This window comes from Streptacidiphilus carbonis (assembly GCF_000787775.1).
GTDB lineage: Bacteria > Actinomycetota > Actinomycetes > Streptomycetales > Streptomycetaceae > Streptacidiphilus > Streptacidiphilus carbonis.
Genome location: NZ_BBPM01000013.1, coordinates 42,104 through 58,712 on the forward strand (window position 1 = coordinate 42,104; position 16,609 = coordinate 58,712).

At 71.6% G+C, this 16,609-nt stretch carries 14 protein-coding genes; all 14 read right to left on the reverse strand.

The features are described from left to right. Positions 1–36: 36 nt before the first annotated feature. On the reverse strand, positions 37–1,296 hold the full coding sequence (locus TR46_RS37840) for a DivIVA domain-containing protein (RefSeq protein WP_052432741.1): 1,260 nt from the start codon (positions 1,294–1,296) through the stop codon (positions 37–39). A 46-nt stretch (positions 1,297–1,342) separates the two neighbouring features. Beyond that, complete coding sequence (locus tag TR46_RS12545; RefSeq protein ID WP_042398686.1) at positions 1,343–1,630, reverse strand: YggT family protein; 288 nt, start codon at positions 1,628–1,630, stop codon at positions 1,343–1,345. Between the two features lie 96 nt (positions 1,631–1,726). Continuing rightward, positions 1,727–2,314, reverse strand: coding sequence for a cell division protein SepF (locus TR46_RS12550; RefSeq protein ID WP_042398994.1), 588 nt, complete (start codon positions 2,312–2,314; stop codon positions 1,727–1,729). 155 nt (positions 2,315–2,469) lie between these two features. Next, a complete protein-coding gene (locus TR46_RS12555) occupies positions 2,470–3,225 on the reverse strand; it encodes a YggS family pyridoxal phosphate-dependent enzyme (protein ID WP_042398689.1) in 756 nt (251 codons plus the stop codon). Continuing rightward, positions 3,222–3,980, reverse strand: coding sequence for a peptidoglycan editing factor PgeF (gene pgeF, locus TR46_RS12560; protein WP_042398692.1), 759 nt, complete (start codon positions 3,978–3,980; stop codon positions 3,222–3,224). Before pgeF ends, TR46_RS12555 begins: the two co-directional genes overlap by 4 nt. A 25-nt stretch (positions 3,981–4,005) precedes the next feature. Then, positions 4,006–5,229 (reverse strand): cell division protein FtsZ, encoded by a 1,224-nt coding sequence (ftsZ, locus tag TR46_RS12565; RefSeq protein WP_042398695.1) that lies wholly within the window; start codon positions 5,227–5,229, stop codon positions 4,006–4,008. A 296-nt stretch (positions 5,230–5,525) separates the two neighbouring features. After that, positions 5,526–6,335, reverse strand: coding sequence for a cell division protein FtsQ/DivIB (locus tag TR46_RS12570; protein ID WP_052432742.1), 810 nt, complete (start codon positions 6,333–6,335; stop codon positions 5,526–5,528). After that, the gene (gene murG, locus TR46_RS12575) at positions 6,328–7,422 is read right to left on the reverse strand and encodes an undecaprenyldiphospho-muramoylpentapeptide beta-N-acetylglucosaminyltransferase (protein ID WP_042398697.1); all 1,095 of its coding nucleotides are present in this window, start codon (positions 7,420–7,422) and stop codon (positions 6,328–6,330) included. The genes TR46_RS12570 and murG overlap by 8 nt, the downstream gene beginning before the upstream one ends. Positions 7,423–7,428: 6 nt before the next feature. Further along, positions 7,429–8,781 (reverse strand): putative lipid II flippase FtsW, encoded by a 1,353-nt coding sequence (gene ftsW / locus TR46_RS12580; RefSeq protein ID WP_084718385.1) that lies wholly within the window; start codon positions 8,779–8,781, stop codon positions 7,429–7,431. A gap of 53 nt (positions 8,782–8,834) precedes the next feature. Next, positions 8,835–10,358: a UDP-N-acetylmuramoyl-L-alanine--D-glutamate ligase gene (gene murD / locus TR46_RS12585; RefSeq protein ID WP_042398703.1), complete on the reverse strand. Its 1,524-nt coding sequence runs from the start codon at positions 10,356–10,358 to the stop codon at positions 8,835–8,837. Next, on the reverse strand, positions 10,358–11,422 hold the full coding sequence (gene mraY, locus TR46_RS12590) for a phospho-N-acetylmuramoyl-pentapeptide-transferase (protein ID WP_042399003.1): 1,065 nt from the start codon (positions 11,420–11,422) through the stop codon (positions 10,358–10,360). Before mraY ends, murD begins: the two co-directional genes overlap by 1 nt. A gap of 59 nt (positions 11,423–11,481) precedes the next feature. After that, positions 11,482–12,930, reverse strand: a complete 1,449-nt coding sequence (locus TR46_RS12595) for a UDP-N-acetylmuramoyl-tripeptide--D-alanyl-D-alanine ligase (RefSeq protein ID WP_042398706.1) — start codon at positions 12,928–12,930, stop codon at positions 11,482–11,484. A gap of 7 nt (positions 12,931–12,937) precedes the next feature. Then, positions 12,938–14,599, reverse strand: a complete 1,662-nt coding sequence (locus tag TR46_RS12600; RefSeq protein ID WP_042398709.1) for a UDP-N-acetylmuramoyl-L-alanyl-D-glutamate--2,6-diaminopimelate ligase — start codon at positions 14,597–14,599, stop codon at positions 12,938–12,940. 14 nt (positions 14,600–14,613) lie between these two features. After that, positions 14,614–16,609: peptidoglycan D,D-transpeptidase FtsI family protein (locus TR46_RS12605; protein ID WP_152626443.1), on the reverse strand; the 1,996-nt coding region annotated here is incomplete at its 5' end.

A 16,609-nucleotide genomic window follows, 5' to 3' on the forward strand; every position in this document is an offset into this window, starting at 1 on the left:
CTGCGGTGGTAGGGCTCAGGGCGGTGGGGGCTGGGATCAGCCCTCGTCGTCCTGGTCGATCAGGAAGCCCCGCATCGGCTGCGGGGCCTGCTGCAGCGGCGGCTGCGGCCGCACCGCGGCCATCGGCTGCGTCATCGCGGCGGGAGCCATCTGCTGCTGGCCGCCCGCGCTCTGGTGCTGCGCGCCGGGGTTGAAGCTGTTGCCGCCGAAGCTGGGCTGCTGCTGGCCGCCGCCGAAGCTCTGGCCGTTGCCGCCGAAGCTCTGCTGTCCGCCGAAGGTCTGCCCGCCCATGGGCGACGCGCCGACCGGGGTCATCGACGGCTGCGACATCGAGGGCTGGGACATGGAGGACGGCGGGAGCGACGCGGTGGCCGGCTGGCGCGGGGGCGCCAGCGAGTCGTCCGCCTGCGACTCCAGCTGCCGCAGCTGGGTCTCCAGGTAGGACTTGAGCCGGGTCCGGTACTCGCGCTCGAACGCACGCAGGTCCTCGACCTTGCGCTCCAGCGTGGCGCGGGCGGACTCCAGCGAGCCCATGGCCACGCGGTGCTTCTCCTGCGCGTCCCGCTCCAGCGCGTCGGCCTTGGCGCGGGCGTCCCGCTCCAGACCCTCGGCGCGGCTGCGGGCCTCACCGACGATCTTGTTGGCCTCGGACCGCGCCTCGGCGATGGCCTGGTCCGCGGTCTGCTGGGCGAGCGCCAGCACCCTGGCGGCGCTGTCGTTGTTCTGGCCCTGCTGCTGCTGCGGGAAGTGCGGCTGCTGCATCTGCTGCAGACCGCCCATGTGCTGCGGCGGCTGCATCTGGCCCTGCTGCATCTGGCCGGGCTGCTGCATCTGCTGGCCGAAGCCCTGCTGGCCGCCCATGGTCCCACCCTGGAGCTGGGGCGGGCCCTGGAGCTGCGGGGCGCCGCTCGGCAGCTGCGGCGGGCCGGGGTGGCCCATCTGCTGCTGCTGGGGCGGCTGGCCCTGCATCTGGCCGGGCTGCTGCATCTGTCCCTGCTGCTGGAGCTGGGGCGGCATGCCCTGCTGCGGCACGGGCGGACCAGATATGGCGGCCGGCACCGGAGGGCCGGGGCGCTGGTGCTGGTCCTGCTCCTTGCGCATGTTCTGCTGGTTCTGCGCGGCCGCGCGAGTCGCCGCGGCCAGCTTGGCGCGCAGGTCCTCGTTCTCGCGGAGCAGTCGGGTCAGCTCTCCTTCGACCTCGTCGAGGAAGGCATCGACCTCGTCCTCGTCATAGCCTTCGCGGAGGCGGACGGTCGTGAACTGCTTGTTCCGCACGTCCTCGGGGGTCAATGGCATCTCTTCACCTCAACGTGATCGTCGGACAATCGGCGGCCTGCGGGGTTCACATGGCCCCCTGCACGACGGAGATCAGGATCGAAACAATGATGATCAGTACGAGGAAGGACAGGTCGAGCGCCACGCCCCCGAACCGAAGCGGCTTGATGTAGCGCCGCAACAGTTTGAGTGGTGGATCGGTGACGGTGTAGATGCACTCCAGCACAACGATCATCCCGCGGCCGGGCCGCCATTCGCGGGCTAGTTGTTGCACCCAGTCCATCACAAGCCGGGCCAGCAGGATGACGAAGAAAACCATCAGCACGATGTACAGCACCTGCCATACAACGTTCACCGCTCGTCCCCTCGAACTCGTCCTGCTGCCTGCCCGCCGGGAGCGGAAGCCCCGCTACCCGGCGTCACGTGGTCCACACGTATCGTCCCGCTCTGGTCAGCTCTGGTTGAAGAACCCACCCTCGGCGATCCTGGCCTTGTCCTCCGCCGTTACATCGACGTTAGCAGGAGACAGAAGGAACACCTTCTGAGTCACACGTTCGATGCTTCCGTGGAGGCCGAAGACCAGTCCAGCCGCGAAGTCTACGAGGCGCTTGGCATCCGTGTCGTCCATCTCCGTGAGATTCATGATCACCGGAGTGCTCTCACGGAAGTGTTCCCCGATGGTACGGGCCTCGTTGTAGGTTCGGGGATGAAGTGTCGTGATCCGGTAGGGCTCCCGCTCGGAGGCGGCCTTGGGCATGATCACCGGGGCACTCTTCTCCACGTGACGACGTTCAGGTGTGATGGACGACACTGGCGCCATCCTTGGCTCCGACCGCATCGGGGCGACCACCGCCGCCGGCGCCGGCTGCGCGACGGGCGCGGGGGCGGGGCGGGGGACCTCCTCGGTGCGGGCGGTGTTGCGAAGCGGTTCGGGCTCGGGGCCGTAGTCCTCGTCGTCCGGGTCGTAACCCTGAACGTCGTAGCGTTCGTCCTCCACGAGGCCGAGGTATTCCGCCATCCTGCGCAGTGCGCTGGCCATACTCCTGTCCTCCGCTCTGTGGTGGATCGGGTCCGTCACCGGCACACCCCCGCTCACGCGAGGTGGTTCTACGATCCACGGTCTGACCCCGCGATGCAGGGGAGATTCCTACTTGTCCTGATTTGTTCTGCGATCTGATCTTCTAACCGGTGACGTTACCCGAGGGGCGGCCGGACACCCAGTACCGCCGTACCGACGCGCACATGTGTCGCTCCGGCTGCGATGGCCTGTTCCAGGTCGCCACTCATTCCTGCGGAGACCATGGTGGCAGCCGGATGCTGACGGTGCACCAGAGATGCGATTTCCGCGAGGCGCGCGAAAGCACCGGCGGGGTCACCGGCGTACCGGCCGCGCAGCGGCGCCACGGCCATCACTCCGTCAAGTCGCAGCCCAGGCGCATCGGCCAGGGCCTCGGCGAGCGGGAGCACCTGATCGGGCAGGGCACCGCCGCGGTGGGTCGCCCCCGGCTCGGGACCGCCTTCCAGGGCGACCTGGATAAGGCATCCCAATTCGGGGCGTTCCGACTTCTGGACTTCAACGGAGAGAGCGTCGACCAGTCGGATCCGGTCCACCGAATGCACCATGTCGGCGTACTTCAGAACAGAACGGACCTTATTGGTCTGCAATTGGCCGACGAAATGCCAGGCGAGTGGCAGGTCGTGGCATTCCGCCGCCTTCGGCCCGGCGTCCTGGTCCCGGTTCTCGGCGACGTCGCGCACCCCGAGCGAGGAGAGCAGCCGGACGTCCGAGGCCGGGTAGGTCTTGGTCACCACGATCAGGGTGACCCCGTCGCGGGCGCGACCGGCGGCGGCGCAGGCGTCGGCCACCCGCCGCTCCACGGTGGCGAGGTTGGCGCGCAGCTGCGCCAGCCGCTGGTGCTGTTGGTGCTGCGGGTCGGCGGCGCCGGTCATGCGGGGGTTCCGTTCAGCCAGACGTAGCCCGCGAGGCGGCCGGTGCGCTGCTCGCGGCGGTAGGAGAAGTGGTCCGGCGATTCCATCGTGCAGATGTGCGGGAGGTCGGCGACGGTGACGCCGAGCGCGGCGAGTTGGGCCCTGGCCCCGGCCGGGAGGTCCAGCGCCGGGGTGCCCCGGCTGGTCTCCGACCAGGTCGCCGGCTCGACCGCGGCAACCTCGTCGCGAAGACTCACAGGCACTTCATAACATGTACCGCAGACCGAGGGCCCGATCGCGGCGGTGATCCGGCCCGCCTCGGCGCCCAGCGCGACCATCGCGGCGACGGCCGCCGGGACCACTCCGGCGGCCAGTCCGGGACGGCCGGCGTGGGCGGCGCCGACGACTCCGGCCACCGGGTCGGCCAGCAGCACCGGCACGCAGTCGGCGGTGAGCACCGCGAGCGCCCGGCCGGGACCGGCGCCGACCAGCGCGTCCGCGGTGGGGGCGGTGCCGTCGGGCTGCCGTTCGGTCACCTCGGCGACCGCCTTGCCGTGCACCTGGTTCATCCAGGCCACGGCGGCCGGGTCCAGGCCCAGGCCGTCGGCGGCGAGCCGGCGGTTCTCCCGGACCGCCGCGGGGTCGTCGCCGACCGCGCCGCCGAGGTTCAGCTCCTGGAACGACGAAGTGCTCACCCCGCCCCACCGGTCGGTGAAGGCGAAATGAGCACTGTCGTGGGAAGCGCTGCCGGGGAGGGAGAGTCGCTGGCCGATCATGATGATCAGCCTAGTGCGGCGCCGGCTACTTCAAGAAGTCCGGGACGTCCAGCTCTTCGGCCGGGCTCTGCACGTAGATCGGCCGGGTCTCCGGGACGTGCGGCGTCAGCGGCGGGGCCGGCGGCTCGGTGTGGTGGCGGGACTCATCGGGGCGCGGGACGCTGCCGATGGTGTGCACGCTGCGCCCGGCCGCGGTCGAGCCCGCCCGGTTGTACTCGCCGGGCCGGTCCGCCGGCGGCTGCGGCGGCGGGGTGGCCGAGTTGGTCGAGCGGACCACCGGCTCGCGGACGATGGTGGGCGGCGCGCCGCCGTCGAAGCCGGCCGCGATCACGGTGACCCGGACCTCGTCGCCGAGCGCGTCGTCGATGACCGCGCCGAAGATGATGTTGGCCTCGGGGTGCGCGGCCTCGCTGACCAGTTGCGCCGACTCGTTGATCTCGAACAGGCCGAGGTCGGAGCCGCCGGAGATGGAGAGCAGCACACCGCGGGCGCCGTCGATCGAGGCCTCCAGCAGCGGCGAGGAGATCGCCATCACGGCCGCCGCCTTGGCGCGGTCCTCGCCCCGGGCGGAGCCGATCCCCATCAGCGCCGAACCGGCGTCCGACATGACCGACTTGACGTCGGCGAAGTCCAGGTTGATCAGGCCGGGGGTGGTGATCAGGTCGGTGATGCCCTGGACGCCGGAGAGCAGTACCTGGTCGGCGGAGCGGAACGCGTCCAGCACGCTGACCTGGCGGTCCGAGATGGACAGCAGCCGGTCGTTGGGGATCACGATGAGGGTGTCGACCTCTTCGCGCAGCTGTGCGATGCCGTCCTCGGCCTGGTTGGCGCGGCGCCGGCCCTCGAAGGTGAAGGGGCGGGTGACCACGCCGATGGTCAGCGCGCCGAGGGTGCGGGCGATGTTGGCCACCACCGGCGCGCCGCCGGTGCCGGTGCCGCCGCCCTCGCCCGCGGTGACGAAGACCATGTCGGCCCCCTTGAGGACCTCCTCGATCTCCTCGCGGTGGTCCTCGGCGGCCTTGGCGCCGACATCGGGGTTGGCGCCGGCTCCGAGGCCGCGGGTGAGTTCGCGGCCGACGTCGAGCTTGACGTCGGCGTCGCTCATCAGCAGGGCCTGTGCATCGGTGTTGATCGCGATGAACTCGACGCCCTTGAGCCCGACCTCGATCATCCGGTTGATGGCGTTGACGCCACCGCCGCCGATGCCGACGACTTTGATGACTGCGAGGTAGTTCTGGGGTGCTGCCACGTCGAAGGCCTCTCGCCTCGGATGTACGGTGCCGAAGGGGCGGGAACTCTGAAGCCGAGACCCTGACCCGAACCCTGAACCTGAGGCTTAGGGTTAATGCTGTGTCACTCTTCCATCATCTACTGTCACAGGACACTAGGTCTCTGGGCCTGCCCGTTCAACGGACACGCCGAGCCTGCGCGTTTTTCTTGTGATGCTATGTGATCAATGTGCCGGACTTTCACCCGGGGTGGCCACCCAGATTCGGGGAGGAACTGGCCCTCCGTCAACACCGCGACCACGCCCGGTTCCCGGGCTCATTGCCGCACGGCGGGGTCGTCAGGGGCGCTGACGTCGTACGACGTGCCCTTCTGCCGCAGCAACGCGGTGAGCACGACGGCTTTTCGCTGGTCCTGTTCAGAACTTCCCCACAGCACCCTGGAACCGTCCGCGAGTTGCAGTTCCAGATCGTCGTACGAATGCACCACGACCGATCTGGTCCGCTTGGCCACGGAAACCGGAAGGGCTTTGGCGACATCCACCGCCGCCGCGACCAGGGCCTGCTCGGGGAAGACCGCGAGCGCGCCCCGTCCTGCGGCGGAGAGCGACAGTTCGACCACCGGCACACCGTTCGGGACCTGACGGCCGGTCGCGAACCGCACCCCGGCCGCGTCGACCTGGGTGTAGCTCCCGTTCGACTCCTTGATGGCGGCGATGGCCTGGCGTTCGGTGATCCGGATCTGCACGGTGTGCGGCAGCGAGGTGCCGACCTGCGCGTCGGCCGCCCGGGGCAGCGCCTTGAGCACGCGGGCCCGCACCGCCCCGGTGTCCAGCCGCTCCAGCGGCCCGCCCAGCGGGACGTCCGCCGCCGCCAGCACCTGATCCGTGGTCAGCACCTTGGTACCGCTGACCCTGACGGTCCGGACGTCCAGCACCGAGGAGAACCAGACCAGCCAGCAGACCGTGCCCAGCACGGCCGCCAGCAGCAGCCCCAGCACCAGGAAGCCCCGCTGGGACAGCCGCAGCGGGACCCGCGGCGGAGCCGCCGGGGCCTCCTCGGCCCCGGCGGCGTCCGACTGCTCGGCGTCCGCCTGCTCCTCGGTCGCCGAGGACTTCGCCTCAGGCACGGCGGTGCGCGGAGATGGCCTCGTAGACCATCCCCACCAGCAGCTCGTCGGCGTCGCGGCGGCCGAACTCGGCGGCCGCGCGGCTCATGTCCCACAGCCGCTGCGGGTCCGTCAGCACCGGCAGCAGATGCGTGAGCACCCAGTCCGGGGTCAGTTCGGCGTCGTCCACCAGCAGTCCGCCGCCGGCCCGGACCACGGGCTGGGCGTTCAGCCGCTGCTCGCCGTTGCCGATCGGCAGCGGGACGTAGGCGCCGGGCAGGCCGACCGCCGAGAGCTCGGCGACGGTCATCGCGCCGGCCCGGCAGAGCATCATGTCGGCGGCGGCGTAGGCGAGGTCCATCCGGTCGACGTACGGCAGCACCCGGTAGGGCGGCATGCCCGGGACGTCCTCGATGGCCGGGAGTTCGTTCTTGGGACCGACGGCGTGCAGGATCTGCACCCCGTACTGCTGCAGCCGCGGCGCGATGGCCTGCACGGTCTCGTTGAGCCTGCGGGCGCCCTGGGAGCCGCCGGAGACCAGCAGCGTGGGCAGCCGCTGGTCCAGGCCGAAGTAGGCGCGGGCCTCCGGGCGGACCGCGTTCCGGTCCAGGGTGGCGATGGTGCGCCGCAGCGGGATGCCGATGTAGCGGGAGTCCCGCAGCTTGCTGTCCGGGGTGCTGACCGCGACGAAGTCGCTGTAGCGGGCGCCGACCTTGTTGGCCAGCCCGGGACGGGCGTTGGCCTCGTGCACCACGATCGGCACCCGGGCCCGCTTGGCGGCCAGGTAGGCCGGCATCGCGACGTATCCGCCGAAGCCGACCACCGCGTCCGCCTTGGTGCGCTCCAGGATGTCCTGGACCGCCTTGACCGTTCCGCGCAGCCGGCCCGGAACGGTGATCAGCTCCGGGGTGGGCTTGCGCGGCAGCGGTACGGCGGGGATCAGTGCCAGTTCGTAGCCGCGCTCGGGGACCAGTCTGGTCTCAAGACCGCGTTCCGTGCCCAGCGCTGTGATCCCGATCGTGGGGTCGTTCCTGCGCAGTGCGTCCGCAAGGGCGAGCGCGGGCTCGATGTGACCGGCGGTCCCCCCGCCGGCGAGTACGACATGCACCGAAATTCACCGCTCCCTGCGCTGCCGGGCCTTCCCGAGCCGCGCGATGGTCCGTTGGGGCAGACCGATGAGTCTGCCCAGGGCGTTCTTGCGTGTCCGCTTGCTCCGGGCGGCCAGAGCAGCCCTGGCGGCGGGTTCGCTGCGTGCGAAGCAGAGCAGCATCCCCACCGCGAACATGGTCGGCAGCAACGCCGAACCCCCGTAGGAGAACATCGGGAGCGGGACTCCCGCGATGGGAAGGAGTCCCAGCACCGCACCTACGTTGATCATGGCCTGGGCCATGATCCAGGTGGTGGCGCCTCCCGCTGCGTACCTGATGAAGGGGTCCCTCGTGCGTCCGGCCACGCGGATACCCGCATACCCTAGTGCCGCGAAGAGGGCGAGTACCGACAGCGTCCCCAGCAGGCCCAGCTCCTCGCCGGTCACCGCGAAGATGAAGTCCGTGTGGGGTTCCGGGAGTTGGCCCCATTTCTCAACGCTGGCACCCAGTCCGCGACCGGTCAGGCCACCGCCCGCCAGTGCGTACACTCCTTGAACGGCCTGCCAACAGGAGCCGTCCGAGGGGACACTGGTCGCCCCGATGCACTGGATCCGGCCGAGCCGGTGCGGCACCAGCGCGATCAGCAGGGTGCTGAAGCCCAGCGCGATCGCGGCGGCCCCGCCGAACAGCCGCATCGGCGCCCCGGAGATCCAGAGCAGCCCGAACATCAGCGCACAGATGATCATCGCGGTGCCCATGTCGCCGCCGGCCAGCACCAGGGTGAGCAGCAGCACGGCCATCGGCACCAGCGGGATCAGCAGGTGCTTCCACTGGTCCAGCATCTTCATCTGCTGCTTGCGGGCCAGCAGGTCGGCGCCCCACAGCACCAGCGCCAGCTTGGCGAACTCGGAGGGCTGGATCTGGAACGAACCGCCCAGGCTGATCCAGTTCTGGTTGCCGTTGACGGCCTTGCCCACCCCCGGCACCGCGACCAGCAGCAGCAGCCCGAGCACCGCGATCAGCAGCGGATAGGCCAGCGCGCGGTGCAGCCGCACCGGCAGCCGGGCGGCGACGTACATCAGCACGCTGCCCAGGGCGACGGCCGAGAGCTGCTTGGTGAAGAAGAAGGTGAAGGACAGCCCGAGGGTCCTGGCCTCGATCTGGGAGGCGGAGAACACCATCACCAGGCCGAGCACCAGGATCAGCGCCGAGGAGCCGAGGATCAGGTAGTACGGCGTCAGCGGCCGCTCCAGGCCCCGCTGGAAGCGCCCCAGCGCGGTGCCGGGACCGGTGAAGCGGCTCTTGGAGCGGAAGACCGCTACCGAGGTCGCCCCCGGCCGCGCGGGCCGGGCGGCGGGCCGTGCCTTGGTACCGGCCACGACGGCCCCCTTCTCCCCAGGTGCTGCTGACTGCTGCTGCGCCGCTTCGGCTCCTAGCCGGCCTCCGCGAGAGCGCGGGCCGCCGCGGCGAAGAGGTCGCCGCGCTCACCGTAGTTGGTGAACATGTCCATCGAGGCGCAGGCCGGGGCGAGCAGCACGGTGTCGCCGGGACGGGCGAGCCCGGCGGCTGCGCGTACCGCCGCGTCCATGGCCGGGGCACCAGTCTGACCGTCCTGGAGCTCGATCACCGGTACCTCGGGCGCGTGTCGCGCCAGCGCCTCCCGGATCAGCGCCCGGTCGGCGCCCATCAGCACCACCCCGTGCAGCACCTTGGCCGCGCCGGCCACCAGGGCGTCCATGTCCGCGCCCTTGGCGAGGCCGCCGGCGATCCAGACGACCGAGGGGTAGGCGGCCAGGGAGGCGGCCGCGGCATGGGGGTTGGTGGCCTTGGAGTCGTCGACATAGGTCACCCCGCCGGTCTCCACCACGGTGGCGATCCGGTGCGCGTCCGGGCGGAAGGCCCGCAGGCCGTCCCGGACCGCCCGCGGCTCGACGCCGTAGGCCCGCGCCAGCGCGGCGGCGGCGAGGGCGTCGGCGATGTTGTGCGGGGCACTCGGCTGGACGTCCTCGACGGAGGCCAGTTCAGTGGCGGTGTGCCGCGGGGGGGGTCCCCCCGGACGGAGTCTGGGGGAGGCTCGAACAAGGGTGGTGGCGGGCGACGGGCGGGCGTTCTTGTGGCGGTCCGTCACGAAGGCGCGGTCCACCAGCAGTCCGTCGACCACGCCGAACTGGGAGACGGCGGGCGGCCCCAGGGTGAAGCCGATGGCGCGGCAGCCCTCGGCCACGTCGGCCTCGCGGACCAGCGCCTCGGTGGCGGGGTCGGCGGTGTTGTAGACGCAGGCGACCTGGTTGCCCTCGTAGATCCGGCCCTTGTCGGCGGCGTAGGCCTCCATGGAGCCGTGCCAGTCGAGGTGGTCGGCGGCGATGTTGAGCACCACGGCCGAGTGCGGGCGCAGCGAAGAGGACCAGTGCAACTGGTAGCTGGAGAGCTCTACGGCGAGGACGTCGTAGGGCTCCTCGGCCAGCACGGCGTCCAGCACGGAGACGCCGACATTGCCCACCGCCGCCGTGCGGAGGCCCGCCGCGGTCAGGATCGACGCCAGCATCTGGACCGTGGTGGTCTTGCCGTTGGTGCCGGTGACGGCCAGCCAGGGTGCGGGCTCGCCGGTGGCCGGATGCGGCCGGCGCAGCCGCCAGGCCAGCTCCACATCGCCCCAGACCGGCACCCCGGCCTCGGCCGCGGCCAGGAAGAGCGGGCTGTGCGGCGGCCAGCCCGGCGAGGTGACGACCAGTCGGGCGCCCTGGGGCAGGCTCTCCCCGTCCCCGAGCACCACCTCGACGCCCAGCGCCCGCAGCTCGTCGGCCTGGGCCCGCTGCCGGGGGCCGTCCCCTCCGTCCACCACGGTGACCCGGGCCCCCAGGCCGTGCAGCACCCTGGCCGCCGGGACGCCGGAGACGCCCAGGCCGGCCACGGTGACCGGCAGGCCGGTCCAGTCGGGGGCGTCGCCCGTCGTCATCATGTGGCGGTCACCCAGCCCGCGTAGAACAGGCCGAGGCCGACCGCGACGCAGAGGCCCTGGATGATCCAGAAGCGGACCACGATCAGGACCTCGGACCAGCCCTTGAGTTCGAAGTGGTGCTGCAGCGGCGCCATCTTGAAGACCCGCTTCCCGGTCATCCGGAACGAGCCGACCTGGATGATCACCGACAGGGTGATCAGCACGAACAGGCCGCCCAGGATGGCCAGCAGCATCTCGGTGTGCGAGCAGATCGCCAGGCCGGCCAGCGCCCCGCCGAGGGCCAGCGAGCCGGTGTCGCCCATGAAGATCTTCGCCGGCGAGGTGTTCCACCACAGGAAGCCGAAGCAGGCGCCCATCAGCGCGGCGCCCACCACGGCCAGGTCCAGCGGGTCCCTGACCTGGTAGCAGAGCGGTCCGGCGCTGGCGGCGGATCCGCAGGTCTGCCCGTACTCCCAGATGCCGATGAAGACATAGGCGCCGAACACCATCACCGAGGCGCCGGTGGCGAGACCGTCCAGACCGTCCGTCAGGTTCACCCCGTTGGACATCGCAAGGATCATGAAGATGGCCCACAGCGCGAACAGCACCGGGCCCAGCGACCAGCCGAAGTCGGTGACGAAGGACAGCTTGGTCGAGGCGGGGTGGACCCCGGCCGAGTCGGCGAAGTTCAGCGCGCCGATGGCGAAGAGCACACCGACGATCAGCTGACCGGCCATCTTGGCCTTGGCCCGCAGGCCGAGCGAGCGCTGCTTGACGATCTTGATGTAGTCGTCCAGGAAGCCGACCAGGCCCATTCCGGTCATCAGGAACAGCACCAGCAGCCCGGAGGCGGTCGGCGCGGTGCCCACCAGCAGCTTGGTCATCGCATAGGCGACCAGGGTCGCCAGGATGAAGGCGATGCCGCCCATGGTGGGCGTGCCGCGCTTGCTGTGGTGGGTCTTGGGGCCGTCGTCGCGGATCATCTGGCCGTAGCCGTGCCTGGCCAGGATGCGGATCAGGACCGGGGTGCCGACCAGCGAGAGGACCAGCGCGAAGACCGCGGCGAACAGGATCTGACGCATCGGCGAGCTGCTGGTGGAAGCCAGCTGCACCGTGGCGGCGTGATCCATCAGGGTCGGATTCACGCGTTCACTCCGTTCGAGCCGACGCCGTTCGAGCCGACGCCGTTCGAGCCGCCGTCAGCGAGCAGGGCCTCGGCGACCCGCTCCAGGCCGACCGAGCGCGACGCCTTCACGAGCACCACGTCCCCCGGCGCGACCTGCTCGCGCAGCAATGCGATCGCCGCATCCACATCGGACACCAGCACCGATTCCTCACCCCATGAACCTTCGTTCCTCGCGCCCAGCTCCATGCAGGCCGCTTCCCGGCCGCCGACAGCCACCAGGGTCGCGATGTCCAGCCGAACCGCCAGCCGGCCCACCGCGTCGTGCTCGGCGAGGGAGTCCTCGCCGAGTTCCCGCATCTCCCCCAGAACCGCCCAGGTACGGCGGGCACCGGGCCCTCTGCCGCCGATCGCGGCGAGCGCGCGCAGGGCGGCCCGCATCGAGTCGGGGTTGGCGTTGTAGGCGTCGTTGATCACCGTGACGCCGTCCGGACGGTCCGTCAGCTCCATCCGCCAGCGGGACAGGCTCCCGGCCTCCCCCAGCGCGACGGCGATCCGCGTCACGTCCATGCCGCACTCGGTCGCCACGGCTGCGGCGGCGAGGGCGTTGGAGACATGGTGCTCACCGTAGAGGCGGAGCTGAACGGGCGCGGAACCGGAGGGGGTGACCAGGGTGAACCCCGGACGACCCGATGCGTCCAGGCGCACGTCCTCGGCCCGGACCTGCGCCTCGGCGGACTCGCCGAAGTAGAGCACCCGCGCCTGCGTACGCGCGGCCATGGCCCGCACCAGCGGATCGTCCGCGTTGAGGACCGCGCAGCCCTCGGGCGGCAGCGCTTCCACCATCTCGCCCTTGGCCTCGGCGATGCCCTCGCGGCTGCCGAACTCGCCGATGTGGGCGGTGCCGACGTTCAGCACCAGGCCGACGGACGGGCGGGTGATCCCGGTCAGGTGGGCGATGTCGCCCTTGTGCCGGGCGCCCATCTCCAGGACCAGGAAGCGGGTGGAGTCGGCGACCTTCAGCGCGGTCAGCGGCAGCCCGATCTCGTTGTTGAACGAGCCCTCGGTGTAGACCGTGGGGCCGAGCACGCCCAGCAGTTGGGCGATCAGGTCCTTGGTGCTGGTCTTCCCGGCCGAACCGGTCAGGGCCACCAGCGTCGTGCCGGTGGCCCGGACGGTGACCTCGTGCGCCAGCAGGCTCAGCCCGGCCACCACGTCGTCGACCACCACGGCCGGGACGCCGACCGGACGCGAGGCCAGCACCGCGACGGCCCCCTCGGCGACGGCGCGCGCGGCGTAGTCGTGCCCGTCCACCCGCTCGCCGGCCACGGCGGCGAACAGTGCGCCGGGGACGACCTGGCGCGAGTCGTGGACCACCGGGCCGGCCACCAGGGCCTGCGGGTCCGGAACGTCGTGCAGCTTCCCCCCGGTGGCACGGGCCACCTCGGCGAGGGTCAGAGGGATCACGTTGGCTCTACTCCTTGGCGTCGCCGTCGCGATGCGACGCGAGGATCGCCTCGCCCAGCACGGCACGGTCGTCGAAGGGTCGGATCTCGTCGCGGACGTACTGGCCGAGCTCATGGCCCTTGCCCGCGACCAGGATGCAGTCGCCGGCGTGGGCCAGGGCGACGGCGGCGGCGATGGCACGGGCCCGGTCGGGCTCGACCAGCACCGCGCCGCGCTCAGCCTCGGGCACCTCGGCGGCGCCGCCGAGCATCGCGTGCAGGATCGCCAGCGGGTCCTCGGAACGGGGGTTGTCGCTGGTCAGGATGGCGGTGTCGGCGAACCGGGCGGCGATCGCGCCCATCGGTCCGCGCTTGAACGGGTCACGGTCGCCGCCACAGCCGACCACCACGTGCACCCGCCCCTTGGTGACCTCGCGCAGCGAGCGCAGCGCGGCCTCCAGGGCGTCCGGCTTGTGGGCGTAGTCGACCACCGCGACATAGGGCTGGCCCCGGTCCACCCGCTCCATCCGGCCGGGGACCCCGGGGACGGCGGCGATGCCGGCGGCGACCTCGTCCAGCGGTAGTCCTGCACATGCCAGGGCGGTGATCGCGGCGAGGGCGTTGGCGACGTTGAAGGGACCGGGCAGCGGCACCGCGGCGTCCACCGAGACACCGTCAGGACCCACCGCGCGGAAGCTCGATCCGGCCGGGCCCAGGTGCACGGCCTCGGCCCGCCAGTCGGCGTCGGGGTCGCCGGCGGCCGAGTAGGTGACCACCGGGATCTCCGCCTCGGCGGCCAGCCGGCGGCCGTAGCGGTCGTCCAGGTTGACCACGCCGAGCCTGGCCCTGCGCCTGCTGAACAGACCCGCCTTGGCCCGGTAGTAGTCCTCCATGTCCGGGTGGAAGTCGAGGTGTTCCGGCGTCAGGTTGTTGAACACGGCCACGTCGTAGACCACTCCGTCGACCCGGCCGAAGACCAGGGCGTGGCTGGAGACCTCCATCACCACCGCGTCCGCGCCGCGCTCGGCCATCACGGCGAGCACCGCGTGCAGGTCGGTGGCCTCGGGGGTGGTCCGCTCGCTCTTGATCCGCTCGCTGCCGACCCGCATCTCGACGGTGCCGACCAGGCCGGTCTCCCGGCCGGTGCCGCGCAGACCGCCCTCGACCAGGTAGGCGGTGGTGGTCTTGCCGTTGGTTCCGGTGATGCCGATCATCAGCAGCCGTTCGGCGGCCCGGCCGTAGAGGGCTGCCGCGAGGGCGCCCATCCGGCTCCTGGGCTGGTCCACCACCAGCAGCGGCACCCCGCAGTCGGCGGCGCGGTCGGCCCCGTCGCGGTCGGTCAGCAGCGCCACGGCGCCGTTGGCGACGGCCTGCGCCGCGAAGGCGGCGCCATGGGCGTTCGCGCCCGGCAGGGCCGCGTAGACGTCGCCCGGGCGGACCGCCCGGGAGTCATGGGTGATGCCGGTGACCGCGCCGGGCCACGGAGCCGAGGCGTCCAGCCCCAGCAGGGCCGCGACCTCGGCGAGCGGGGTCGCGGGCAGTCCCTGGGGGCGGGGCGGGGCCGCCGCTCCACGTACCGGGGGCGGGGTCTCCTGATCACTTCGGTGCACGGCGGTGAGGTTACCGGTACCGCCCTGCCCGGGGCCAAGCGAGGGTGCGTGCGAAGCCTTGGGATCGGTGGGAGGGGTCATGCCATCACTGCCTTTCACCAGTTCACCGGCAGGTTCGCCGCCGCCGCGCCGGTCGGCGCCACTTGGAGGGTCTTCAGGGCGAACTCCATCACCTGCTTGAACACCGGGCCGCAGAGCTCGCCGCCGAAGTGCCCGTTGACCGGGTCCTGGATCACACAGGACACGGTGACCCTGGGCTTGTCCGCGGGCGCGAACCCGATGAAGGAGGAGGTGTAGCCCGAGTACCGGCCGGTCGCCGGGTCGACCCGGTTCGCGGTACCGGTCTTGCCGGCCACCAGGTAGCCGGGGATCTGCGCCATCACGCCGGTGCCCTCCTGGCTGGCGACCACCGACTGGAGCATCTGCGCCAGGGTCTTCGCGGTCTGCGCGCTGACCACCCTGGTCTGCTTGGGGGCCGCGGCCGGAACGTAGCGCCCGTCCGGACCGGTGGTCCCGGCGACCAGGCTGGGCTCGATCCGCACCCCGCCGTTGGCGATGGTCGAGTAGACCGAGGTGGTCTGCAGGGCGTTCACCGACAGTCCCTGGCCGAACGGGATGGTGTACTGCTGCGACCCGGACCACTTGCCCGGCTGGGCCAGGATGCCCTGGGTCTCGCCGGGGAAGCCCAGGCCGGTCGGCTGGCCGATGCCGAACTTGGTCAGGTAGTCGTACAGCACCTGGTCGGCCTGCTTCTGGGTGGAGCCCAGGTGCTCGGCCGCCAGCATGGTGCCGATGTTGGACGACTGGGCGAGCACGCCGTTGAGGGTGAGCTGCTCGGTGCCGTGCGCCACGTCGTCGTGGAAGACCCGGTCCGCGCGCGGCAGCGTGCCAGGGACGGTGACATGGGTCAGCGGGGTGGCCACGCCCTGCTGCAGCACCGCGGCCATGGTCATCAGCTTGCTGACGCTGCCCGGCTCGTAGGCGTCCTGGAGCGCGGCGTTGCCCAGGTCGGCGGGGTCGGCGTCGGCCAGGTCGTTGGGGTCGAAGCCGGGGGAGGCGGCCATCGCCAGCACCTTCCCGTTGGTGACGTCCTGGACGATCACATACCCCCGCTGGGCGCCGGCAGCCTTCACCTCGTCGGTGATGGCCTGCTGGGCGTCCCACTGGATGTCCCGGTCCAGGGTGAGCCGAAGGCTCGACCCCGGCACCGCGGCGGTCTCCCTCTGCCCCGCGGTGGGGACCTCGCGGCCGCCCGACTGGGCGTAGGTGACCTTGCCGTCCTTCCCCTTGAGCAGCGAGTCGTACTGCTGCTCGAGGCCGCCCCTGCCCACGCCGTCGCTGTTGACGAAGCCGATGACGTTGGCCGCCAGGGTGCCGTCCGGGTAGACCCGCTTGGCGTGCTTGGCATGGAACACCCCGTTCAGCACATTGGCGCAGGCCTCGTCGACCCGGCCGGCGTCGCCCGCCTTCAGCGCCAGGTTGTTCTCGGTCAGGCAGTGGCCGCTCCAGGCGGACTTGGTCAGCTTGGCCTCCAGGGCGGTGATCTGACTCCAGGTCTGCGGCGACTGCTGCCTGGCCAGCAGGGCGTAGCGGTCGCTCCTGCCGGTGGAGGTCAGCGCCTTGGCAAGGGTCGCCACCGGGACGCCGACGATCGGCGACAGCAGCTGGGCGGCCTGGGCCGGGGCGTCGTCGACATGGGCCTGACCCGGCGTGAACATGTAGGGATCGGCGGTGATGTCGTAGGCGTCGACGGTGGTGGCCAGCACCCGGCCGTCGGCGTCGGTGATCGAGCCGCGCGGGGCCGGCAGCGGATCGGTCCGGTAGAGGCTGACGGTGGCGGCCGCGGCGAGCGTGGAGGAGTCCACGAACTGGAGTTGGACCAGCCGGCCCACGAACAGTGTCAGCACCGTGCCCAGGGCCACCACCATCAGCCGCAGCCGGCGGCGAGGGGTGGCCAGCCGCACCCGGGCCGGGGGCGGGGGCGCCGGGCGCCGGGAGGCCGGACGGGCGCTTTGGCGGGAAGCCTGGCCGGCCGGGGGCCTGCCGGAGGGGCGCACGCCGGGGTGCGGCGGGCGCTGCCGGGGGGGGGGG

What these genes read in the sequence shown, in the direction of transcription:
- TR46_RS37840 (WP_052432741.1), bottom strand. Translation starts at nt 1,296, where the DNA reads ATGCCATTGACCCCCGAGGACGTGCGGAACAAGCAGTTCACGACCGTC.
- TR46_RS12550 (WP_042398994.1), bottom strand. Translation starts at nt 2,314, where the DNA reads ATGGCCAGCGCACTGCGCAGGATGGCGGAATACCTCGGCCTCGTGGAG.
- TR46_RS12555 (WP_042398689.1), bottom strand. Translation starts at nt 3,225, where the DNA reads ATGACCGGCGCCGCCGACCCGCAGCACCAACAGCACCAGCGGCTGGCG.
- pgeF (WP_042398692.1), bottom strand. Translation starts at nt 3,980, where the DNA reads ATGATCGGCCAGCGACTCTCCCTCCCCGGCAGCGCTTCCCACGACAGT.
- murD (WP_042398703.1), bottom strand. Translation starts at nt 10,358, where the DNA reads ATGACGACGGGCGACGCCCCCGACTGGACCGGCCTGCCGGTCACCGTG.
- mraY (WP_042399003.1), bottom strand. Translation starts at nt 11,422, where the DNA reads ATGCGTCAGATCCTGTTCGCCGCGGTCTTCGCGCTGGTCCTCTCGCTG.
- TR46_RS12600 (WP_042398709.1), bottom strand. Translation starts at nt 14,599, where the DNA reads ATGACCCCTCCCACCGATCCCAAGGCTTCGCACGCACCCTCGCTTGGC.